Source organism: Planomonospora alba (assembly GCF_039534085.1).
Taxonomy (GTDB): domain Bacteria; phylum Actinomycetota; class Actinomycetes; order Streptosporangiales; family Streptosporangiaceae; genus Planomonospora_B; species Planomonospora_B alba.
Genome location: NZ_BAAAUT010000004.1, coordinates 123,489 through 142,388, shown reverse-complemented (window position 1 = coordinate 142,388; position 18,900 = coordinate 123,489). Strand labels below are relative to the sequence as shown.

8 protein-coding genes are annotated in these 18,900 nt (G+C 66.5%); 4 read left to right on the top strand and 4 right to left on the bottom strand.

Annotated features, from left to right (window positions below; translation table 11 throughout):
- Nucleotides 1-81: 81 nt before the first annotated feature.
- Nucleotides 82-693 (bottom strand): hypothetical protein, encoded by a 612-nt coding sequence (locus ABD823_RS03605; RefSeq protein ID WP_344855845.1) that lies wholly within the window; start codon nt 691-693, stop codon nt 82-84.
- A 743-nt stretch (nt 694-1,436) separates the two neighbouring features.
- Here ABD823_RS03605 and ABD823_RS03600 point away from each other — a divergent pair.
- Genes ABD823_RS03600 through ABD823_RS03585 form a run of 4 tightly spaced genes read left to right on the top strand, consistent with a single transcriptional unit; the run spans nt 1,437 to nt 13,052 of the window.
- Nucleotides 1,437-6,917 carry a DUF3320 domain-containing protein gene (locus tag ABD823_RS03600; RefSeq protein WP_344855843.1) on the top strand — a complete coding sequence of 1,827 codons (5,481 nt, stop codon included), beginning with the start codon at nt 1,437-1,439 and terminating at the stop codon, nt 6,915-6,917.
- Nucleotides 6,914-9,169 (top strand): ATP-binding protein, encoded by a 2,256-nt coding sequence (locus ABD823_RS03595; protein WP_344855841.1) that lies wholly within the window; start codon nt 6,914-6,916, stop codon nt 9,167-9,169. The genes ABD823_RS03600 and ABD823_RS03595 overlap by 4 nt, the downstream gene beginning before the upstream one ends.
- A complete protein-coding gene (locus ABD823_RS03590; protein WP_344855839.1) occupies nt 9,166-10,143 on the top strand; it encodes a PD-(D/E)XK motif protein in 978 nt (325 codons plus the stop codon). The genes ABD823_RS03595 and ABD823_RS03590 overlap by 4 nt, the downstream gene beginning before the upstream one ends.
- Complete coding sequence (locus ABD823_RS03585) at nt 10,140-13,052, top strand: Z1 domain-containing protein (protein WP_344855837.1); 2,913 nt, start codon at nt 10,140-10,142, stop codon at nt 13,050-13,052. The genes ABD823_RS03590 and ABD823_RS03585 overlap by 4 nt, the downstream gene beginning before the upstream one ends.
- Nucleotides 13,053-13,304: 252 nt before the next feature.
- Here ABD823_RS03585 and ABD823_RS03580 read toward each other — a convergent pair whose 3' ends face one another.
- From ABD823_RS03580 to ABD823_RS03570, 3 genes are read right to left on the bottom strand one after another with little or no spacing between them, the layout of a single operon-like run.
- Nucleotides 13,305-15,998, bottom strand: coding sequence for an NAD(P)-dependent oxidoreductase (locus ABD823_RS03580; protein ID WP_344855835.1), 2,694 nt, complete (start codon nt 15,996-15,998; stop codon nt 13,305-13,307).
- Nucleotides 15,995-18,187: a phosphotransferase gene (locus ABD823_RS03575; RefSeq protein WP_344855833.1), complete on the bottom strand. Its 2,193-nt coding sequence runs from the start codon at nt 18,185-18,187 to the stop codon at nt 15,995-15,997. The genes ABD823_RS03580 and ABD823_RS03575 overlap by 4 nt, the downstream gene beginning before the upstream one ends.
- Nucleotides 18,184-18,900: a hypothetical protein gene (locus ABD823_RS03570; protein ID WP_344855831.1), complete on the bottom strand. Its 717-nt coding sequence runs from the start codon at nt 18,898-18,900 to the stop codon at nt 18,184-18,186. The genes ABD823_RS03575 and ABD823_RS03570 overlap by 4 nt, the downstream gene beginning before the upstream one ends.

The window sequence follows — 18,900 nt, the reverse complement described above, 5'->3', positions numbered from 1 at the left end:
GGGACAGGCTGATTGCGGGGTGTCGAAAACCCGCAACTGAACTCGGAGCTCTTCTGCGCGTCCGAAGGCTCCGATGAGGGATCACGTCCAGTACGGCTTTGCTTGACGAGCCCACTCCCCGATCATGGAGCCGTTGATGTCGCTGAAGGTGAGCGGGATACCAGCCAAGGGCCACTCAGTTACGAAGTGGAAGTCCTCCTCCGGAGGAAGAGGCCACAACCAGAGTCCGTAGCGGGCCCGCTCGAACTCGTCGTCATCGGTCGTGGCGATCGAGCTGTTCTCGTACTTCATCAGGTAAGGACTCTGGGGCGGTTCGTCGTCGTCCCAATGCCTCTCATCGAGAGTGGTGGCCTTACGTCCGTTGCTGAGGCTGACGCCGAAGCGTATGGCTTGTGCGAGGTCTTGCTCATCTATCCAATCGCGGGACTGAGGGCCGTCACTCAGTGCTTCGCTGAGCTTGTCCCACTTGCGCTCCTTCATCCCCATGCGACGGGCGACGGCTTCCACCTCGAAGAGACATCCGTCAGGGTGAGCCACGATCTCCTTGAGCACGACTGCCACATGGTGACTTGTTGCGATCAGCTTACCGATCGGGATGACGACTCCCTGGACGTCGTCCGAAGGGCCCCGCCATGCAGCGCGATCGAACTCCTGTTGCTGCGCCCGAGACTGGCCGACATCGAAGAATCCCACCTGGGTTCCCCTCTCGGATCGACGAAGCGGATGATGATCTTGAAAGGACATCAACGCCTCGTATAGACATCAAACGGTATCGAGGGACAAAGTACTCGATAGGTATGACATGTCTTCAACCCGCGCGGCACTGGTCTCCCGTTGGGGCCGTCCTCTCGCCTGAGGGCTCGGGTGCCGTGGTGATGATCCCCGCCGATCGAGGACGTGTGAGATCTGCTAGGTCGTGCGTGGGGTGGTGTGGTCCGCCGTATGCCACTGCATTGAGTCGCGTGGAAGCGGGCAGGGGGGGGCAAGATCGGAAATGCTCTCCGGGCCTTCGGCCGGCTGCAAATGGGTGATCCGCTTCCAAAGTGTCAGTAGGAGGGTGCATGATTCGGCGCACAGGAAAGTCCGAGGTCGCCCCGAGCGCCCCCTTGATCCATGAAGAGGTGTAGATGTGCTTGAGTAGTGATCGTGTGAGTCGAGGGTCGTCTCCTGTCTGCAAATAGAACGCTTGTTCTATTTGCAGACAGGTTGGATCGGTGGACTTTCAAGATCCAATTCCAGTGCCGTCGGATGGCGTCTGATTACTCACCATGTTGTCCTGTCTAGACTCGTATGGGGTTATTGCTGATCACTTATAGCGGTGACAAGTCCGCTGAGCACGGCAAGCAACCCACGAATGATCGTCCCCCACGTCCCTTGAGTCGGGAGGCACTCGCCTCCCCGGCTTCGGGCGAGCCCCCACCTGTGAATGGTCCACGATGCAGATCTCTGACGACCGACTGAAGACGGTTCTTCGAAGCTGGCGCGAGTCGCTGATCGACCTCAGCGGTAAGAACCGTCTTCTCAACTTCAGGCACACCCAGTCGGCCACGTTGGAGATCGTCTCGCCGGACGCGACGCGTCTGCTGGCCGGGATCGCGAAGGGCCTCCGCTTCGCGGAGATCGATGACGTCGCCGAGGGCGAAGACGAGGGAGCCGCCGAGGCGACACCTTCCGTTGCAGCGCGTGAAGGTGAGATCGTCACTCAGAAGGCCACTCAGAAGACGCTCGAGAGCGCCCTTCGCAAACTGTTCCGCGACTCGAACCAGATCTTCGCGGACACCGGTCTGTGGGTGCTTCAGTTGGGTGTCGGCTTCCTCGACTGGAGCGAGGAGCGTGGTTCGACGACCTTCTCTGCGCCGCTTCTTCTCGTTCCGGTCGTTCTGGAGCGCAGGATCGACGGATTCCGTCTGCTGGCCGCAGAGGAAGAGGACGCGACACCGAACCCCGCGCTCGCCGTCAAGATGGAGCAACTCGGGATCGAGTGGCCCACGCCGGAGCAGATGGAGGACCTCTCCTCCGCTCTGGCGTCCGTGCGACGGGCCGTCTCGGGACAGAACTCGTGGAAGGTCAGCGATCGGGCCGTGCTGGCGACGTTCCAGTCGCACAAGGAGGCCATGTACCGCGATCTCCTGGACAACGAGGCGCGGCTTCTGGAAAACCCCCTCGTCCACGCCATCGGCCTCGGCCCTCAAGCGAGTATCGGCCTCACCGAGCTCGACTTCGATCCGGTGCGTCTCGAAGAGCTGGACGACGTCCAAGCGCCGGAGGACACGCCGCTGGTGCTCGACGCTGACTCCTCGCAGCGCCAGTGCTTGGCCGCTGCCCTCCAGGGACGCACCTTCGTGATGGACGGGCCTCCCGGTACGGGGAAGAGTCAGACCATCGCGAACATGATCGCAGGTCTCCTGCACGCCGGTCGTACGGTGTTGTTCGTCAGTGAGAAGGCCGCTGCCCTCGATGTGGTCCGCAACCGTTTGGAGCACATCGGGCTTGGATCGTTCCTGATGCCGCTTCACTCGCACAACACGAGTCGCAAGCACGTGGCTCAGGAACTCGGCCGTGCCCTCACGGAGAGGCCTCGGGCACGTACGGTGACGCCGGCGCGCGAACGCGTGCGCCGGCTGAGGGGGGAACTGTCCGGATACGCGGAAGCCATGAACGAGATCCGGATACCGCTGGATCGTTCGTTGTTCGACGTCGTCGGTCGACTCGCCGAGCTCGAAGACGAGGCGTCTTTGGCACCCGATGCCCGATACCGGGCTGGGGACCTCTCTGCCCAGCGGCTCCATGACATCCTCGCGGCGGCCGATGCCGTTTCCCGCGCCTGGAGGCCTGCCCTCGAAGGTGATTCGTTCCTCTGGGCGGGGCTGGAGAAGAACGAGTCTCCGCGTCCATACCTGGAGCGGGTGACGGAAGAGCTGGAACTGCTCCACCGGGCTCTTCAGCGCCACGAGGAACTGACCGCGGCCCTGGGGCTGGGTGATCTCCCCAGTGTCGAGACACTGATCAAGCTGTTGGATCTGACGGCCACCCGTCCTGCCGTCCCCTCCGACTGGGTGAGCGTCGACGACCTCACCCCCCTCCTCGGCGCGCTCTCCGATTTCGAGACCAGGAGGAGTCGCCTCATCGCGGTGGAGGAATCCGTCGAAGAGGAAGTCGGGCCGGCATGGAGAGAACTCCCTCACAGCCTGAGCACGATCACGCCTGATGCTGATGCGACGTTGGCGGCACTGTCGGTTCCAGGCATCGATGTGGCCTCCCTCACCGCCGGACAGGCCCGCACCATCGCGGAGAGCTTCACGGGGACCGCCGCGATGCTGCGTAGCCATCACGCCTCCCTCGCCGACGTCGCCGGCCTGTATGGCGTAGCCGAGCCGAACGACTTCGATGCGGCCGCCGACCTGTGCGAGATCGTCGAGTTCTCGACCAAGGACCCGAAGCCTGAAGCCGACTGGCTGGAGTCGCAGTCCCTCCAGGCCGCGCGCTTCGCGGCCGGGGAACTGGAGACGGCGCTCACCCGACTCGACCAGGCGCGTACGAAGGCGTCCGACTTGTTCAGCGAGAAGGTCAGGACCTTCGCTGATCTACGGGATCTCGCTCGGCGCTTCGCCGAGGAGCATCACGGCATGGCGAAGCTCTCCGGTGCTTACCGGCGGGACAAGAAAGCTCTGGCAGAACTCACGGTGGACGGCAGATGGCGCAAGGCCGCCGCTGCGCGTCTCCCCGAGGCGGTCGCGTGGCGTGAGGCCGATGAGCGTTTCCAGGCCGTCGAACGGGAGCACGCGGAGAAGCTCGGTGGCTACTGGGCAGGCGAGAAAACCGATTTCGAAGCCGTCCGCCGCGCTCTCCAGTCCGCCGAACGGATCAGTAAGCTGGCCGGAGCCGCACGGAGTCGTAAGCTTCTGGCCGACCAGGTCGCAGTGGGCGGCACGCCCAATGCCACTGCGTACGAGGCCGTCGTATCCGTTCGAGAGGACCTGGCCGCCTGGCGTAACGGCCTCGTTCCCGCACCTCGGTCGGGGGGCCGCCCCGCACTGGCACGGACCACGTTCACCGAAGCAGCCGAGTGGTACGAGGCCCACCTGCCCGTGCTGCGAGCCGCGGCCGAGCTCGTCCAGACCGTGGACGCGGTGTCGCGGAACGCTCCGTTGACGGTCGCAACGGCACGCGGTGTCATCACTGCGGTCGGTGAGGCTCGGAGGGAGCGGGCGGCGTTCGACGTGCACCGGGTGTCCGACGAAGCGTTGCTGGGAGGCCTCTACCGGGAGGAGCACACGGATCGGCAGGAGATCGACGCCGCCGTCGGATGGGTCAGAGGGGTGCATGAGGTCCTCGGCGTCCGCGTGCCGCCTCATGCCGCCGAGTTGCTTCTCGAAGCGGAGCCGGATCCCGACCTCGCCGTCCGGCACAAGCTGTGGCGAGAGGCGACGGAAGGCCTGGTCCGGCTCTGGGGAGAGGCTGATCGGCATGAACTGCGCGCCACGCTGACCGGGTCGTTCGCCGAGGCCGAAGAGCTGATCGCTCGGATGAGGGCGGACAACGGCGGGCCCGAAGAATGGCGTGCGTTCAAGCACGCGCACGAAGCCCTGCAGGAGCACAGCCTGAGCGATCTGATCGATCGTGCGGTTTCCCGGGGCGTCCCCGCCGAGCGATTCGGTCGGGTCGTCGAGAGGTCCGTCCTGCAGGCGTGGGTCGAGCATCACCTCGCCGATGACTCCCGTCTGGCCACCGTCAGGGCCGTCCAACGGGATGCGCTCGTGGAAGAGTTCCGCAGGCTGGACAAGGAGCTCATCGACAGCGCATACGCACAGGTGATCGACGCGTGCAACGCCCGGCGCCCGAACAGCACGATCGGCCCGGCGGCCGTCATCCGCCGCGAGGCGGAGAAGAAGACCCGGCACATGCCGGTGCGGACGCTCCTCTCCCAGGCGGCGGAGACGGTTCACCGGATCAAGCCGTGCTTCATGATGAGCCCTCTCACGGTGAGTCAGTTCCTACCGCCCGACTTCCGGTTCGACGTGGTCATCTCCGATGAGGCGTCCCAGGTCCTCCCTCATGATGCGATCAACTGCATCTATCGAGGTCGATCGCTCATCGTCGCAGGTGATCAGAAGCAGATGCCGCCCACCAACTTCTTCGGCAGCTCGGAATCGGAGAACGGTGAGTACGACGAGGAGACCCCGGACTCCTTCGAGTCGCTGCTGGACCTGTGCAAAGCCAGCGGTGTGATCCGGAGTCTGCCGCTGCGTTGGCACTACCGGAGCCGGCACGAAGACCTGATCGCCTTCAGCAACCGCGAGTTCTACGAGAGCGAGTTGGTCACCTTCCCAGGCGTCTTCGAACGGGGACCCGACATCGGTGTCGCCTTCGAGAAGGTGCCGGGTGTCTACGGCCGGGGAAGGAGCCGGAACAACCCGATCGAGGCGCGACGGGTCGCCGAGAGGGTCATGGAGCACTTCACGCACCGGCCCGACAGGAGCCTGGGAGTGGTCGCGCTCTCGGAGGCCCAGGCCCGCTGCATCGACGAGGCGATCGAGGAAGCCCGCCGTACGCGGCCGGATCTGGACCGCTTCTTCGGAGAAGACCGACTCGACGGCTTCTTCGTGAAGAATCTGGAGACCGTCCAGGGCGACGAGCGAGACGTGATCATCATCTCGATCGGATACGGGCGGGACGAACACGGCAAGCTCAGCATGAACTTCGGTCCGCTCAACAAGAAGGACGGCTGGCGACGTCTCAACGTCGCCGTCACCCGTGCCAGGTACAAGGTCGAGGTGATCTCTTCCATCATCGGCGGAGACATCTCGGACAGCGACAACGTCAGCCGTCAGCATTTGAAGCGTTACCTGGAATACGCGGAACAGGGGCCTGCAATCCTCGCTCAGCACCTGGTTGCGAGGGAAGGGCGCCCAGAGAGCGCTTTCGAGGAATCGGTCGCCGCCGTCATCCAGGGGTGGGGGTACGAGGTCGTTCCTCAGGTGGGGGTCGCCGGCTACCGGATCGATCTGGGCGTGCGCCACCCCGAACAGCCTGGCCGTTACGCCGTCGGCATCGAGTGCGACGGTCCGATGTATCACTCGTCTCCGGTGACCCGTGATCGTGATCGCCTGCGCGACCAAGTCCTCCGTGGTCTGGGCTGGGAACTGCATCGTGTCTGGGGCGCCGACTGGTATCGGAACCGAACCGAGGCCGAGCAGCGTCTCCGTGCGGCGATCGAGACCGCCGTGGAGAAGCGCCGTACCGCAGTGGCGGAACCTGCGCCACAGCCTGAAGCCGGAGTCCCGGAAGAGGAAACCGTTCCGGTCGCCGCGGAATCCGGATCACCCCGGGTCCGGATGGAGACCGTGGACGACGAAGTCGACCGCAGTTGGTCGGCCCCGTACCGCACCGCGCGTGTGCGACTGATCACCGGCCTTCTCCCCGACATGCACCTTCCGGAGGCGCAATCGCAGATCCGGAGCCTGTTCTCCCAGATCCTGGAGGTGGAATCGCCGATCCACCGTGATCAGTTGTTCCAACGAGCGCGTGACGCATGGGGTGTCAGGCGGTTGGGGGAACGCATCCAGAACAATCTGGATGAGGTGCTGCGCAAGATGAAGAGCCGCCGAGAGGTCGAGGTGGACGGCCTGTTCGTATCTCTGGCCGGTGCCGAGGTCATCGCCCGCTCTCCGGGCGACGGGATCGAACGGAAGATCGCACACATCGCCCCTTCGGAACGTGAGGCGGCTCTCCTCTCGATCATCCGGGAGTCCCCTGGAATCTGCGAGAGTGACCTGATCACTGAAGTCTCCCGGTTCTTCGGTTGGAGGCGCAGCGGTGCGGAGATCACCTCTACCCTCACGCGGGACATCCGCCGATTGGGTAAGCGGGGACGGATCTCCACCGATCCAGGGCGGATCGTCCTGACTGACGAATGACGGAAAGCGTGCGGATCGGTACACGAGTGACGCCGGAGGAGGCCGCCTCCCTCCCGGCGTCACTCGCCCGTCACCTGGATGGGGACGAGCAGTTGCTCGGGCTCTTCAGTACCCGCTTACTGAAGCCCGCGCTGAGTCACATCGCCGTCAGCGACCGTCGAGTCTTCGGAGTGGACAGATCATCGATGGGCTCCGGCGGTCCCACGATGGCTCTCACGGCGTCCGACATCGCGGCCTGCGACGTGCGGAAGGGCGGTTTCGGCCGTCCCAACGTCCTGTCCGTACGACTGCGTGACGGCTCCACGGTCGACTTGGGTGACATCCCGCCCGGTGACAACGCGGTGCTCCGCCGGATGATCCGTGATGTCTCCGCTCGGGCGGCGCCGACACGGACACGGAGGTTCAACTCTCCACCCGGGTGGCCTCCGGTTCCGGCTGATTGGACCCCTCCGCCGGGATGGGAACCCGATCCGGCGTGGCCACCCCCGCCTCCGGACTGGGAGTTCTGGACCGAGACGGTGTCGACCGTGCCGGTGTCGTCCCCGGTCGCCGTCACGGCGACCGCTGAGATGGAGGAGACGGCTGTCACGGCGAGAGGGCCGGGAGTAGAGGTTAAGGTGCCGGCCGTCCCGTCCGATATCCCGCTTAGGGCCGGATCCTTCTCGGAGGGAGTGGATCCGAACTCGCTCTGCCCATCTTTTACTTTAAGTTCCATTACGTTGCAGAGCGTAAGTATTGGAGAATCAACTATGTCCACTTGGCGTGAACAGGTCCCGACGAGCGGCTCCGTCGAGCTCCCACCAGACCCCCGCGCTCTCGAAGGGCTCGGCCGCAACCACTCGTTGGAGACCGCTGTCGCAGACCTCGTGGACAACTCCATCGACGCCGGTGCGAGCCAGGTGCTGATCCGCTTCGTGCGGGTGGAAGGTCGTCTCCGTGCACTGTATGTGGTGGACAACGGCCACGGCATACCGGCGTCGAAGATCGACTCTGCGATGACGGTCGGCGGCCGTCGTGAATACGGCACCGGAGACCTCGGCAAGTTCGGTCTCGGTCTGAAGGCGGCCTCGTTCAGCCAGGCACGCAGCCTGACCGTCATCTCGAAGGCTTTGGGATCCTCCGCCGTCGGCCGACGCTGGCTCCTCGATGAGAACCGCAAGGGTTTCCACTGCGACACCGTGCCCACGGACTTCGCAGAGGACGAGTTCTCGCGGGATTGGGGAGTCGAAGAGACCTCCACCGGGACGGTGATCCGCTGGGACGGTGTCACAGGGTTTCCCGCCACGGACGACCAGAGCCGGGTGGAGCGTTTCATCTCCCACACGATCGGTTTGCTGCGCAGCCACCTCGGTCTGGTCTTCCACCGCATCCTCGAAGCAGGAAAAGCGGAGATCTCGATCGATGTGGAGGACGTAGAGGCCGATGGACCCGGGCCTCGGATCCCCGTGGAAGCCCTCAATCCCTTCGGATACACCCGATCGGGACGCACGGGCTACCCGAAGGAGCTCCGGGCTCGGTCGGGCGACGTCGAGCTCGCTTTCAAGTGCTACATCTGGACTCCCCGTTCCAATCTGCCGCAGTTCAAACTGCCGGAAGGTCCGGAGAAGCGGCAGGGCATCTACTTCTACCGCCGTGACCGCCTGCTTCAGGCCGGCGGAGGTTGGCACGGTGTACACCAGACCGACCGACGGCTGCAGCTCGCCCGTGTGGCAGTCGAGATCGATGACGACATCGTCGGCCTCTTCACCATGAACCCGGAGAAGTCACGGGTCAACGTCGGTCCTCAGTTCACCCGGTTGGCCGAGCAAGCCATAGCGGAAGACGGCACGACCTTCGCCGACTACCTCAAGGCCGCCGAACAGGTCTTCAGGGAGTCACGCAAGCGCAGCAACGAGCGTCGGAAGATGGCTCCGCTCGGCAAGGGCATCGCTCCGGAGCTGCGCAAGGCCATCGAGCGTGAGATCCCGTTCGCTGAGGACGAGGACCCCATCGACATCCGGTGGAAGCGTTTCCCCGACGCCAGCTTCTTCGAGGTGGACCGGGAGCGGCGCACCCTGTGGCTGAACGAGAGATACCGTCCCGACACGAAGGGGGAGCGGCGCAGCGTGAACGACGCGCCGTTGCTCAAAGCGCTGCTGTACCTCGTGGTCGAAGACTTGTTCCGAGGCGAGTACCACGGCGTCCGGGACAAGGACAACATCGAGCTCTACCAGGAGATCCTGACGGCCGCAGCGAGAAGTGAGCAGGCATGACGAATCCCGACCGTCATCTCAGCGCAGACAGTTTCGAGGAGTTCGTACGGCAAGCCGTCCCGATCGAGCACCCCATTCCAGGCGATCCTCGCCTGACCTTGTTCATCGACCCGAAACGGCAGGAGATCGGCCTCCGCATGCAGGCCGCGCCCGACACGACCGCGTCGGAGACCCGGCTGGAGCATGTACGGCTCCGCTCCGTCCAGCGGAAGGCGGGACGGAGCCTGGAGGTCGTGGTCACCGACCCTCGGTTGTTCGCCGAGGCGTACCCCGTGTTGTGCGCGGTAGCCGATCGGGTGCAGCTGCAGGGCCTCACCCTCGGCATCGCGCTCGACGACACGCTCCGTATCCTCGGACGGCTGCTCGAGCGGGTGGAGACGCTCTCGGTTGAGAAAGAACTGGGTCTCTTCGGGGAGATCCTGCTGTTCCTCGGGCTGAGCCGTCAGCTGGGCCCGGCAGAGGCTCTGGAAGCATGGCGAGGTCCCGGACGGGAGGAACACGATTTCGGCGTCGAGGGATACGACATCGAGGTCAAAACCACGGCTGCAGAGCGCCGTTCCCACTGGATCGGCTCCCTGACCCAGCTCCTCCCCAACCGGGATCGAACGCTCTGGCTCGTCTCTCATCAGTTGACCAGGGCAGAAGCCTCTGACGGGAGCACCTTGCCCGCACTCGTGGAGATCGCACGGCATCGTGTCGGAGATCTGCGGCCCGTCTTGAACCGGAAGCTCCACGCCGCGGGCTGGCACGATCACTACGCGGATACGTGTCGTACGCGGTGGCGGCGTCGCACGCGTTCCATGGCGTTCGCCGTCGTCGATGACTTCCCCTGCCTGACCCCTCCGAAACTGCAAGGTGTTTCTCTCACCCGCATTCCGGACGTCCGCTACCGAATCGACTTGACCGATCAACCCGTCGGTGAGGTCGTACCCGATTTCCTGGTCGAAGCCCTGAAGCACGGAGTGACCGAATGACTGAAACCTTCCGCAAGGCGTATCGGGGTGCACTCGATATGTTGAAGACCGCCGGACTCGAGCGAGGCTTGCACGATGCAGCGGCCTTCATCTGCAACGACCCCTCCGTCACTTGTGACGACGCCGCGCTTCGGACTTATCTGTCGGATGCCCATCCAGACGACGTTCTGAGCAAGGAACTTCATCTCCGACTGGCCACATGGGACAACGCGGCGGAAACAGAGCCGTGGACGATGGGTACGAAGGCCAACAGCGAGGAGCGCCGCGCGGAAGTCATGCGGCGGCTGAAGGTCGACGATCAGACCGCTGCTCTGTTCCGTGAGCGATTCCCCATCGCCGGCGTCGAAGAGCCCATCACGATCGCCGATCAGTGGGAGCCGTGGTACACCGACACCGTCCGTCAAGAACGCAATTTCTACTGGGATCACTACAGTCGTTTCCTGAACGAGAAGCGTGGCTGGGCGCCCGAAGCGGTCGCGGCTCTCGACGTCGCGACGGATCGGGTGGTCGAACGGCTGTCGGATCCGACGCGGGAAGACGCCTACCAGGCCAAGGGTCTCGTCGTCGGGTACGTTCAGAGCGGGAAGACCGCCAACTTCACCGGTGTCCTCGCCAAGGCCATCGATGCCGGCTACCGTCTGGTCATCGTCCTGACCGGCACGACGGACCTTTTGCGCGCTCAAACACAGCGTCGTCTCGACATGGAGCTCGTGGGCCGGGAGAATCTCCTCCGCGGCATCGACCTCACTGATAGTGAAGCCGCCGAATCGGTGGACTATCTGGACAGTCCGGACTGGATCGAAGAGAGGTTCGTGCAGCACGGTGCGCGTCCCTCTGATGCGGGCTTCCCCGACATCCACCGGCTCACCACTCACCGCTTCGACTACAAGAGTCTCCGGCAGGGAATCGCTGCACTCGACTTCGAAAAGCGAGAGCGTAACAGGTCGTTCTTCCATCCTGAGAATCTTTTCTTCAGTGACGCCCGTCTTCTCGTGGTGAAGAAGAACGCCACAGTTCTCGGCAAGTTGGCGAAGGACCTCAACAAGATCACTGCACGCCTGGGTGAGATCCCCACGTTGATCGTGGACGATGAGTCGGATCAGGCTTCGATCAACACCAGCAATCCGAAGAAATGGAAGGAAGATCAGGTCGAGCGGACCGCCATCAATCGATTGATCTCACAGCTTCTCGTGATGCTGCCGCGTGCGCAGTACGTCGGATACACGGCGACTCCGTTCGCGAACGTCTTCATCGACCCGAGTGATGCCGAGGACATCTTCCCCAAGGACTTCCTGATCTCCCTAAGTCGAACGCCCGGGTACATGGGGGCTTCGGACTTCCATGACCTCGACTCCGATTTAGAGCCGTCGCAGCGCACGGTCGCAAACTCGAAAGAGAAGGCCCATGTCCGTATCCTCGATGAGGGTGGCGACGAGGGCGACGGTGAACTCATCGAAGCGATGGACGCCTACGTCCTCGCCGGCGCGGTCAAGGTGTATCGCGAGCGTCAAGGGCTTCCTCCGTACATGCATCACACGATGCTGATCCACGAAGCGATGAAGAAGAACGTACATCGCGATCAGGCGGAGAAGGTCCAGGACCTGTGGAAAACGCAAGGTTATTTCTCGACAGCCTCGCACGAGCGTCTCCGTGCCCTTTATGAAAAGGATGTCCTTCCGGTTTCTCAAGCCATCGGATCGGATCTGCCGATTCCGGCGACCTTCGATGATCTGGTCCCTCACCTCGGTGAGGCCGTCTCCCGGATCGGTCGCATGGGCAACCCCGTCATCGTGGTCAACAGCGACAAGGACATCGAGCAGGAGGAGCTCGACTTCGATCGGAACAAGGTCTGGAGGATCCTGATCGGTGGGAACAAGCTCGCGCGGGGATTCACCGTCGAAGGGCTCACGGTCTCCTACTACCGTAGGCTGACCAAGCAGGCGGACACCCTCATGCAGATGGGCCGGTGGTTCGGCTACCGTAAGGGCTTCAAGGACCTCGTCCGTCTCTACATAACACGTGAACTCTATGAGGCGTTCGAGGCGATCGTCCTCGATGAGGAGCACTTCCGGTCGGAACTCCGACGTTATGCGGAGCTGGTAGAAGGCCGTCCCCAGGTGACTCCCAAGCAGATACCCCCTCTGGTGGCCCAGCACCTTCCCTGGCTCAAGCCCACCACGGCCAACAAGATGTACAACGCCGTCTTGACGGAACGTTGCTCGCCTGGAGTCGGCATCGAGCCGACGGGTCACCCTGACAAGCCTGAACTCATCCATGCCAACACGATGTCCTTCTTGCCGATCCTCCAGGCCGCGCAGGAGAAGGTTGAATTCCGGACGACCACAGGTACGAAGTTCCCCGCCTTCGTGGGTACGGTGGATCACCCCGCGTTGCTCGATGTCCTGGAATCACTTAAGTGGGTGAACCCCGAGCACTTCGAACCGGATCTCGCGTGGCTGCGGAAGCTCCGCCCCGACCAGATCGAAGACTGGATGGTCATCCTGCCTCAGCACATCCGTGCCAAGGAGGCACACGGGCGCCTCGTCGGCAACGGGCCGTTCAGTCTGCACATGCGTAAACGGCGTCGTGGGCCTTACTTCGGAGCCATCAGCACGCCACGTCACCGAACGCCGGCAAAGCGAATCGCAGGGGTCGAAGGATCGATCGGTGACCCTGCCGCGGATGCGCTGGCTCGCGATAGACGGGGTGCGATCCTCCTTTACCCACTGATCGAGGAGGACCTGAAGAACCCCGAGTCAGTCGAAGAGATCGAACCCGGCAACGTAGTCATGGCGTTCCACCTGGTCGCTCCCAAGGGCTCTCAAGGGACCAACCGTCGACTCCTGACGTTCACGACCAAGGACAGCAGCAAGGGCGATGCAGTGATCATCGATCTGCTTCAAAAGTGATCCTGCAGGTTCTGCGAACGGGGTCCCGACGACTCCGTATGACTTCACAGGACCGATCATCGTCAGCCGGCGGCACCGCCTCCATCTGGTGCATACCTTCTGATGTGCTGGTGGAGCACTGTCGTGAGGCGGTGGGTCGGTGAATCCGAGGTGAAAAGTCCGGCGCTGCTTGACCCGAATGATCAGGGTCAAGCAGCGATCCGGATCGCTTCAGGCTGCCGTCTCCACCTTCTCGTGCCTCTGCCCTCGCGGTCATGCCGGTCGGACCTGCATCGACCCCTCCGATGACGGCTGCTGGGCCCGGAGGAACTCGGCGAGTGTCGCGATGCGTCGGAGCGGGGCCAGATCCGGGGGCGGGACGGGGTCGGGGCCGGTCAGGACGGTGACGGCGTGCCGGATGGAAGTGTGCAGGGGTGAGTCCTGGATCACCTCGTCGTGGAGGATCTCCCCGGCCCGTTCGACCGTCACCCGGTGGTGGTTGCGCTCCAGCTGCCAGCCGCCGGTGGCGGTCACCGGGTCCAGATGGGCGGTGAACCGGGTCCGTCCGGCGTGCACGGTGACGTGCCGGTGGCGGTTGTCGGCGGAGCGCAGGCCGCGCTGCCAGAGGCCGGGCCGGTCCAGCCCGGTGCGCGGGGTACTGCCGAGCACGACGGTGGGGCTGGTGATGCTCGACGTCAGCTCGATCCGCAGGTGTGCGCCTCCGGCGGCGACGCCGGCGCGCTCGGTGAGCGCGGACAGGAACAGACGGTCGTCGTAGGTGGCCCACAGCTCCATCTGCTGCGGGGGCGTGGCGAGATAGGAGGCCAGGGCGTCGTCCGGCAGAAGGCGGCGCAGGACCGCGAGCATGTGCAGCCACTCGTAGCCGAGGACGCCGTAGAAGCGGTCCACGAACCGCCCTTCGGCGATGTCGGCGGTGCGGTCCTTGCTGAAGACGATGCCGATGTGGTCGATCGGGGCGTCGGGCTCGAAGCCGGCGATGAGACCGGTCAGGACGTCCAGGACGCGGGCGTGCCGGTACTGGTCGGTGACCACGACCCTGGCGTTGCGGTGGCTGGAGAGCAGAGCCGCGAAAGCGTCGATCTCGTGGCCCTGGCAGGCGGGCTTCTCCAGCAGGACGCGGGCGTCGGGAGCCTGGCTGAGGACGGAGCGCAGGACCGGGAGGTGGTCGGCGGTGGGGCAGCAGACCGACCACAGGCCGATGCCGGAGGCGACCGCGGCGGGCAGTTCGGCCACGCCGTGGGGGAAGCTCCGGTAGGCCCTCGGCAGGTCCTGGTGCTTGGGGTCGAGGACGGTCAGCGCGGCGCCTTCCGCGGTGAGGATCTCGGCGTGCAGCCGCCCGGCGGCGCCGTAGCCGACCACGCAGGCCGAGACTCCGGCGAGCGGCCGGGCCGCGGCCGGTCGCGGAGCCTGGGTGGTGGCGAGGTAGGTGTCGTAGTAGGCGTCGTACAGCCCGGCTTCGCGGATGATCCGGTCGACGAGGCCGGTGTGGACGCCGGGCGGCAGCCGGTCGGCCTGCTCGCACAGCGCGACGGCGGCGATCAGCGTTCCGGCCCGGTAGGCGTCGTACCCCTGGTTGGGGATGGCGTCGGCCTCGAAGAGGTTGAGGGAGCGGCCGTCTCCCAGGAGGGTCACCCGGTTCCCGGAGTCCAGCCGGTAACGGCGTCCGACGCCGGGGATCTCCTCGGTCCGGTGCCGCGGGTCGGCGAGGAGACTGAAGTCCCGGGTGGCGAACGGCGCGAGGAAGGCGCCGTCGGGCAGCAGTCTCAGGTCGTCCGCGCCGAGGGCGTCCTCGCCCGTGGTGCCGACGACGAGGAACGGCCGGGCCGCGCGCAGGGCCTCGGCGACGGTCCGGTGGGTACGGTGGCCGGTCTCGGCGGCGGCGATGAGCGCGAGCGGGTCGGAGTCGACGACGTGGACCTGGCAGCCCTGCGCCAGCAGCGCCCGGGCCAGGCGGGAGCCGAGCGTGCCGTAGCCGATCACGAGCACCGGCCGTCCCGTCACCTTGACGGCGGGCAGGAGCTCCCGCAGCCGGCGCAGACAGGAGTCGGCGATCTCCGGGTAGCCGAGGCCGGTCTTCAGCTCGGACCGGGCCAGGTTGAACACCGGGACGTCCACCTCGGCCGACGCGATCCTCTTGAGACCGGAGACGGTCAGCTCCAGCGCGGCGTCGATCCGCCGGGGCGCGTCGGCGCGGCCGTACCCCTGGGCGAGGAGACCGCCGTCGTCGATGACCAGCACACGGCGGCCCGCGGCGTGGGCGGCGTCGATGAAGGCGTCCACCTCGGTCAGAGCGCGGGCCAGCTCGTCGGCGTGGATGTCGGGCGCGTTGACGGCGGTGTTGTCGAGCACCCCGCTGGCGCACCCGCGGTCGAGCAGGGTGGCGTGGACACGGTCGCGGTTACGGGTGCGGTCGCCCTTGGCCAGCGCGTGGATCCACCCGGCGGGCACCCCGGCCCGTTCCAGCGCCAGGAGGAAGCCGAGGGTGTTCTCGACGTAGTGGTCGCGGAAGATCACCGCCCAACCCGCCAGCGTCGGGGAAGGCACGGCGTAACGGGCGAGCAGGGGCATGGAGGCGACGATCTGGTCCAGTTCGGCCTGGCTGAACCGGCGGAGCCTGACGGTCAGCCGGTCCGCGAGCCGTCGGGTGGTCTCGGCTCCGTCCGGCTGGGGATCGAGGAGGATCTCCAGGTACGGCTCGGCCGGCAGGACGTGGCTCAGCGTGTCCGGTCGTTCGGATGCCGAGCGGCGCCAGCGCAGGACGATGCGGGCACGGCCGTCTTCCTGTGCGGTGATGATCAAGCCGTGCGAGTCGGAGACGGTGACCTCCAGCCCTTGGGAGGCGGCGAGGCGGGTGACCTCGGCCCTCAGGTCGGCGGGGTGGATCGGGCCGCGCAGCACCTGCCACGCCGGAGCGGATCGCGGGTGCGGGGCGATGTCCGTGGTCATGGTTCCCCTCGGTGGTCGAGCCCGTACGGCGGGCGGGTGGTCAGGTCGTCGAGGAGCGCGTCCGTCTCCGGCAGGTGGCGGAGCATGATGTCGGCGGTGCGGTGCCGCATCAGCCAGAACTCGTCGAGGTCCTCCTGGAAGAGCCCGGGCTTGAGGTAGTGCTGTTTGACGCCGTAGAGGCTGCCGAGCAGTTGCAGCAGGGCGACCCGGCCGCAGGCGCGGACGTCGGCGGCGGGCACGGCCGGGTTGGCGGCGCGGTAGGCGGCGACGAAGGCCCGGGCGGCGTCCTGCCAGTGCGGGTCACCGGTGACGGTGTTCGGGTAGAAGGCCATCCGGCCCAGGTCGTAGGAGAGCAGGAACGGCTCCGGCGGGCGGAAGTCCAGGACGGCCGAGAGCGCGTCCCCGGTGAACAGCAGGTTCACCGGGCTGTAGTCGCCGTGCAGGACCTGCGTGGTGAGTTGCCGGGGCAGGCCGGCGAGGAGTTCCGGGATCCGGGGGAGCACAGCGCGGCGTTCGGTGAGGGTGCGTTCGGCCTCGACGTCGAACGTGTCGGTGAGGCCGTCGGCGGCCCGCTTCGCGATGATCCCCAGGAGCTCGTCGACGGTCGCGGTCAGCTCTCCCGGGTCGATCGCGCGCCACTTCTCCGCCTCCGGTGAAGGCCCGGCGCCGGCGGGCAGGTCGGCGAAGAGCGCGTGGATGCGGCCCAGCGTGTGCCCGGCCTGCTCGTACTGGGCGGTGTTCAGGTCGGTGACGACCCGGCCGGGCATCCACTCCCATACCGAGACGGCGGTGGAGGTGGTGGCGTCGATGACCTGCCCGTCACGGTTGCGCAGCACCGTCGCCGCGGGGATGCCGTGCCGGCGGGCCAACTCGGACAGCTCCACGGCCTCCGCCTCCGCGCGGAGGTCGGTGCCGGACGGGTAGTTCTTGACGAACACCTCCCGGTCGGCGCAGGCGGCGCGGTAGTTGACGGTGCCCTGTCCGATGGGCAGCTGGACCAGATCCGCCGCGGCCAGGCCGTACCGGTCGGCCAGGACGGCGGCGATGCGTTCGGTGGGGTTTCCGGACACCTGACGGGTCTCCTCGCTGGATGGGGATCGTGGCCGCCGACGGCGTCCGCCGGCTGCTGCGGCCACTCCCGGTGATCGGCTCGCCACACTAGCGAGCAGCTCCTGCGACAGCCGTTCGTACGCTGCGAGGACGGCCTGCCAGCGGTGCGTGCCGTCCGCCGTACGGCGCGGCAGGCGAGCGGCCTCCGCCTCGGCCAGTGCCAGTGCGGCTCCCGGGCCGGTGCCCGGCGGGTAGAGCCACCGGGGACGGCCCGCGGTCATCTCGGCCACGGCGGGCAGGTCTGGGGCGATCACGGGTGTGCCGAAGGCGACCGCCGTACCGACCGAGCTGGGGTGCAGTACCCGCGTGAAGAACTCCCACGGCCCGTCCGTCCGGTAGGGGCAGAGCGCGGCGTCCGCGGCCCGGTACAGCGCGTGGACGTGCTCCGGAGGGACGCGTTCGAGGTGGAGATGGACATGGTCGACGCCGGTGAGCCCTGCCATGTCCTCCTCGCGGGAGGGGCCGACGACGAACAGGTGCGCGGTCCGGGTGCGGGAGGCGAAGGCGCGCACGGCGGCGGCCACGTCCTTGTAGGCGGTGAGGTTGCCCAGCATCAGCACGGAGACCGGAGCCGCCGTGATCCGCGCGGCCAGCTCACGGACCCGCGGCGGGACGGTGGACGTTCCCGCCGTCAGTCCTGCCCACCCGGCGACGGTGACCGGCGCGCGGGTCAGCGTGGCGAGGTGGCGGGCGTCGGCGCGGGTGTGGGTGATGACGGCGTCGGCCAGGTCGAGCACGCCGTACGCCGCGCGGCGGTCCGCCTCGCCCGGCGGGCCGCCGTCGATGGGGAACAGGTTGTGCACCGTCCAGACCACCCGCCATCCGGCCCGGCGGAGAGCGGCGAGCCGCGCGAGCACCGCCTCGGCCGCGACGAGGGTGCGGGCGCCGTCCGCTCCGCGGTACAGGCGCTTGAGACGGTGCAGGTTGACGACACCCGCGGGCCGGCCGTCGAGGTCCTCCAGGCGGGAGGCGAACTCCAGACGGAGCCGGGCGGGCGCATGCCGTTCCAACTCGGCGAAGTACGGGCTGGGCCAGGCCGGGTAGTCGCTGACCACCACCCACGGCCCGGTCCCCGTCACGATCCCTCCCTGGCGGCCCACCACGCGACGGCGGCCCGATAGCGGGCCAGGCACGCCTGCGGGCTGCGGTCCGCCCCGGTCCACTCCACCGCCACCTCGACCCGCCGACCGGCCGCGATGCGGCACGCGACGAGATCGGCGACGGGTTCGGAGCCGCCGAACCCCCGGCCGTCGTCGGACAGGTGCAGGACGTCGGCCCGCTCGACCACCTCGGCCAGGGCGGAGGAGACACCCGCGAGCTGCCGGGTGTCCGCCAGCAGCCTCATCCCGGGAGGGGACACGAACGCCCCCGGGACGAGCCAGCCGGGGTGGTGCGGCTCGACGAGCAGCGGAACCGCCGTGGCGGGCGGCTCGCGCCGGGCCCATCCCGCCTGGGGCGGGGTACGGGAGAGCAGGCGCAGCCATCCGGCGCCCAGCTCGGCGGCGGCTCCGGCGAGCCGCACCACCTCTCTCCCCGCCCGCAGCCGGGTCTCCGGGTCGTCGGCGAGCAGATCCGCGAGATCGGTGTCCGCGGTGACGCCGGTGATCGGCACGGTGTCGTCGGCGATCCGCCGCCACTCCCGCAGAGTGGAGAGCGGATAGGTGACCAACTGGTGTCCGCGGAGTCCTCCGCGCAGATGCACGAAGGGGATGCCTTCGGCGGCGGCCCAGTCGAGCAGGGCGGGGACGTCGAACCCGCGTACGGAGATGCTGTAGAGACCGACTTCCGCCAT

What these genes read in the sequence shown, in the direction of transcription:
- ABD823_RS03600 (WP_344855843.1), top strand. Translation starts at nt 1,437, where the DNA reads ATGCAGATCTCTGACGACCGACTGAAGACGGTTCTTCGAAGCTGGCGC.
- ABD823_RS03595 (WP_344855841.1), top strand. Translation starts at nt 6,914, where the DNA reads ATGACGGAAAGCGTGCGGATCGGTACACGAGTGACGCCGGAGGAGGCC.
- ABD823_RS03590 (WP_344855839.1), top strand. Translation starts at nt 9,166, where the DNA reads ATGACGAATCCCGACCGTCATCTCAGCGCAGACAGTTTCGAGGAGTTC.
- ABD823_RS03585 (WP_344855837.1), top strand. Translation starts at nt 10,140, where the DNA reads ATGACTGAAACCTTCCGCAAGGCGTATCGGGGTGCACTCGATATGTTG.
- ABD823_RS03580 (WP_344855835.1), bottom strand. Translation starts at nt 15,998, where the DNA reads ATGACCACGGACATCGCCCCGCACCCGCGATCCGCTCCGGCGTGGCAG.
- ABD823_RS03570 (WP_344855831.1), bottom strand. Translation starts at nt 18,900, where the DNA reads ATGGCGGAAGTCGGTCTCTACAGCATCTCCGTACGCGGGTTCGACGTC.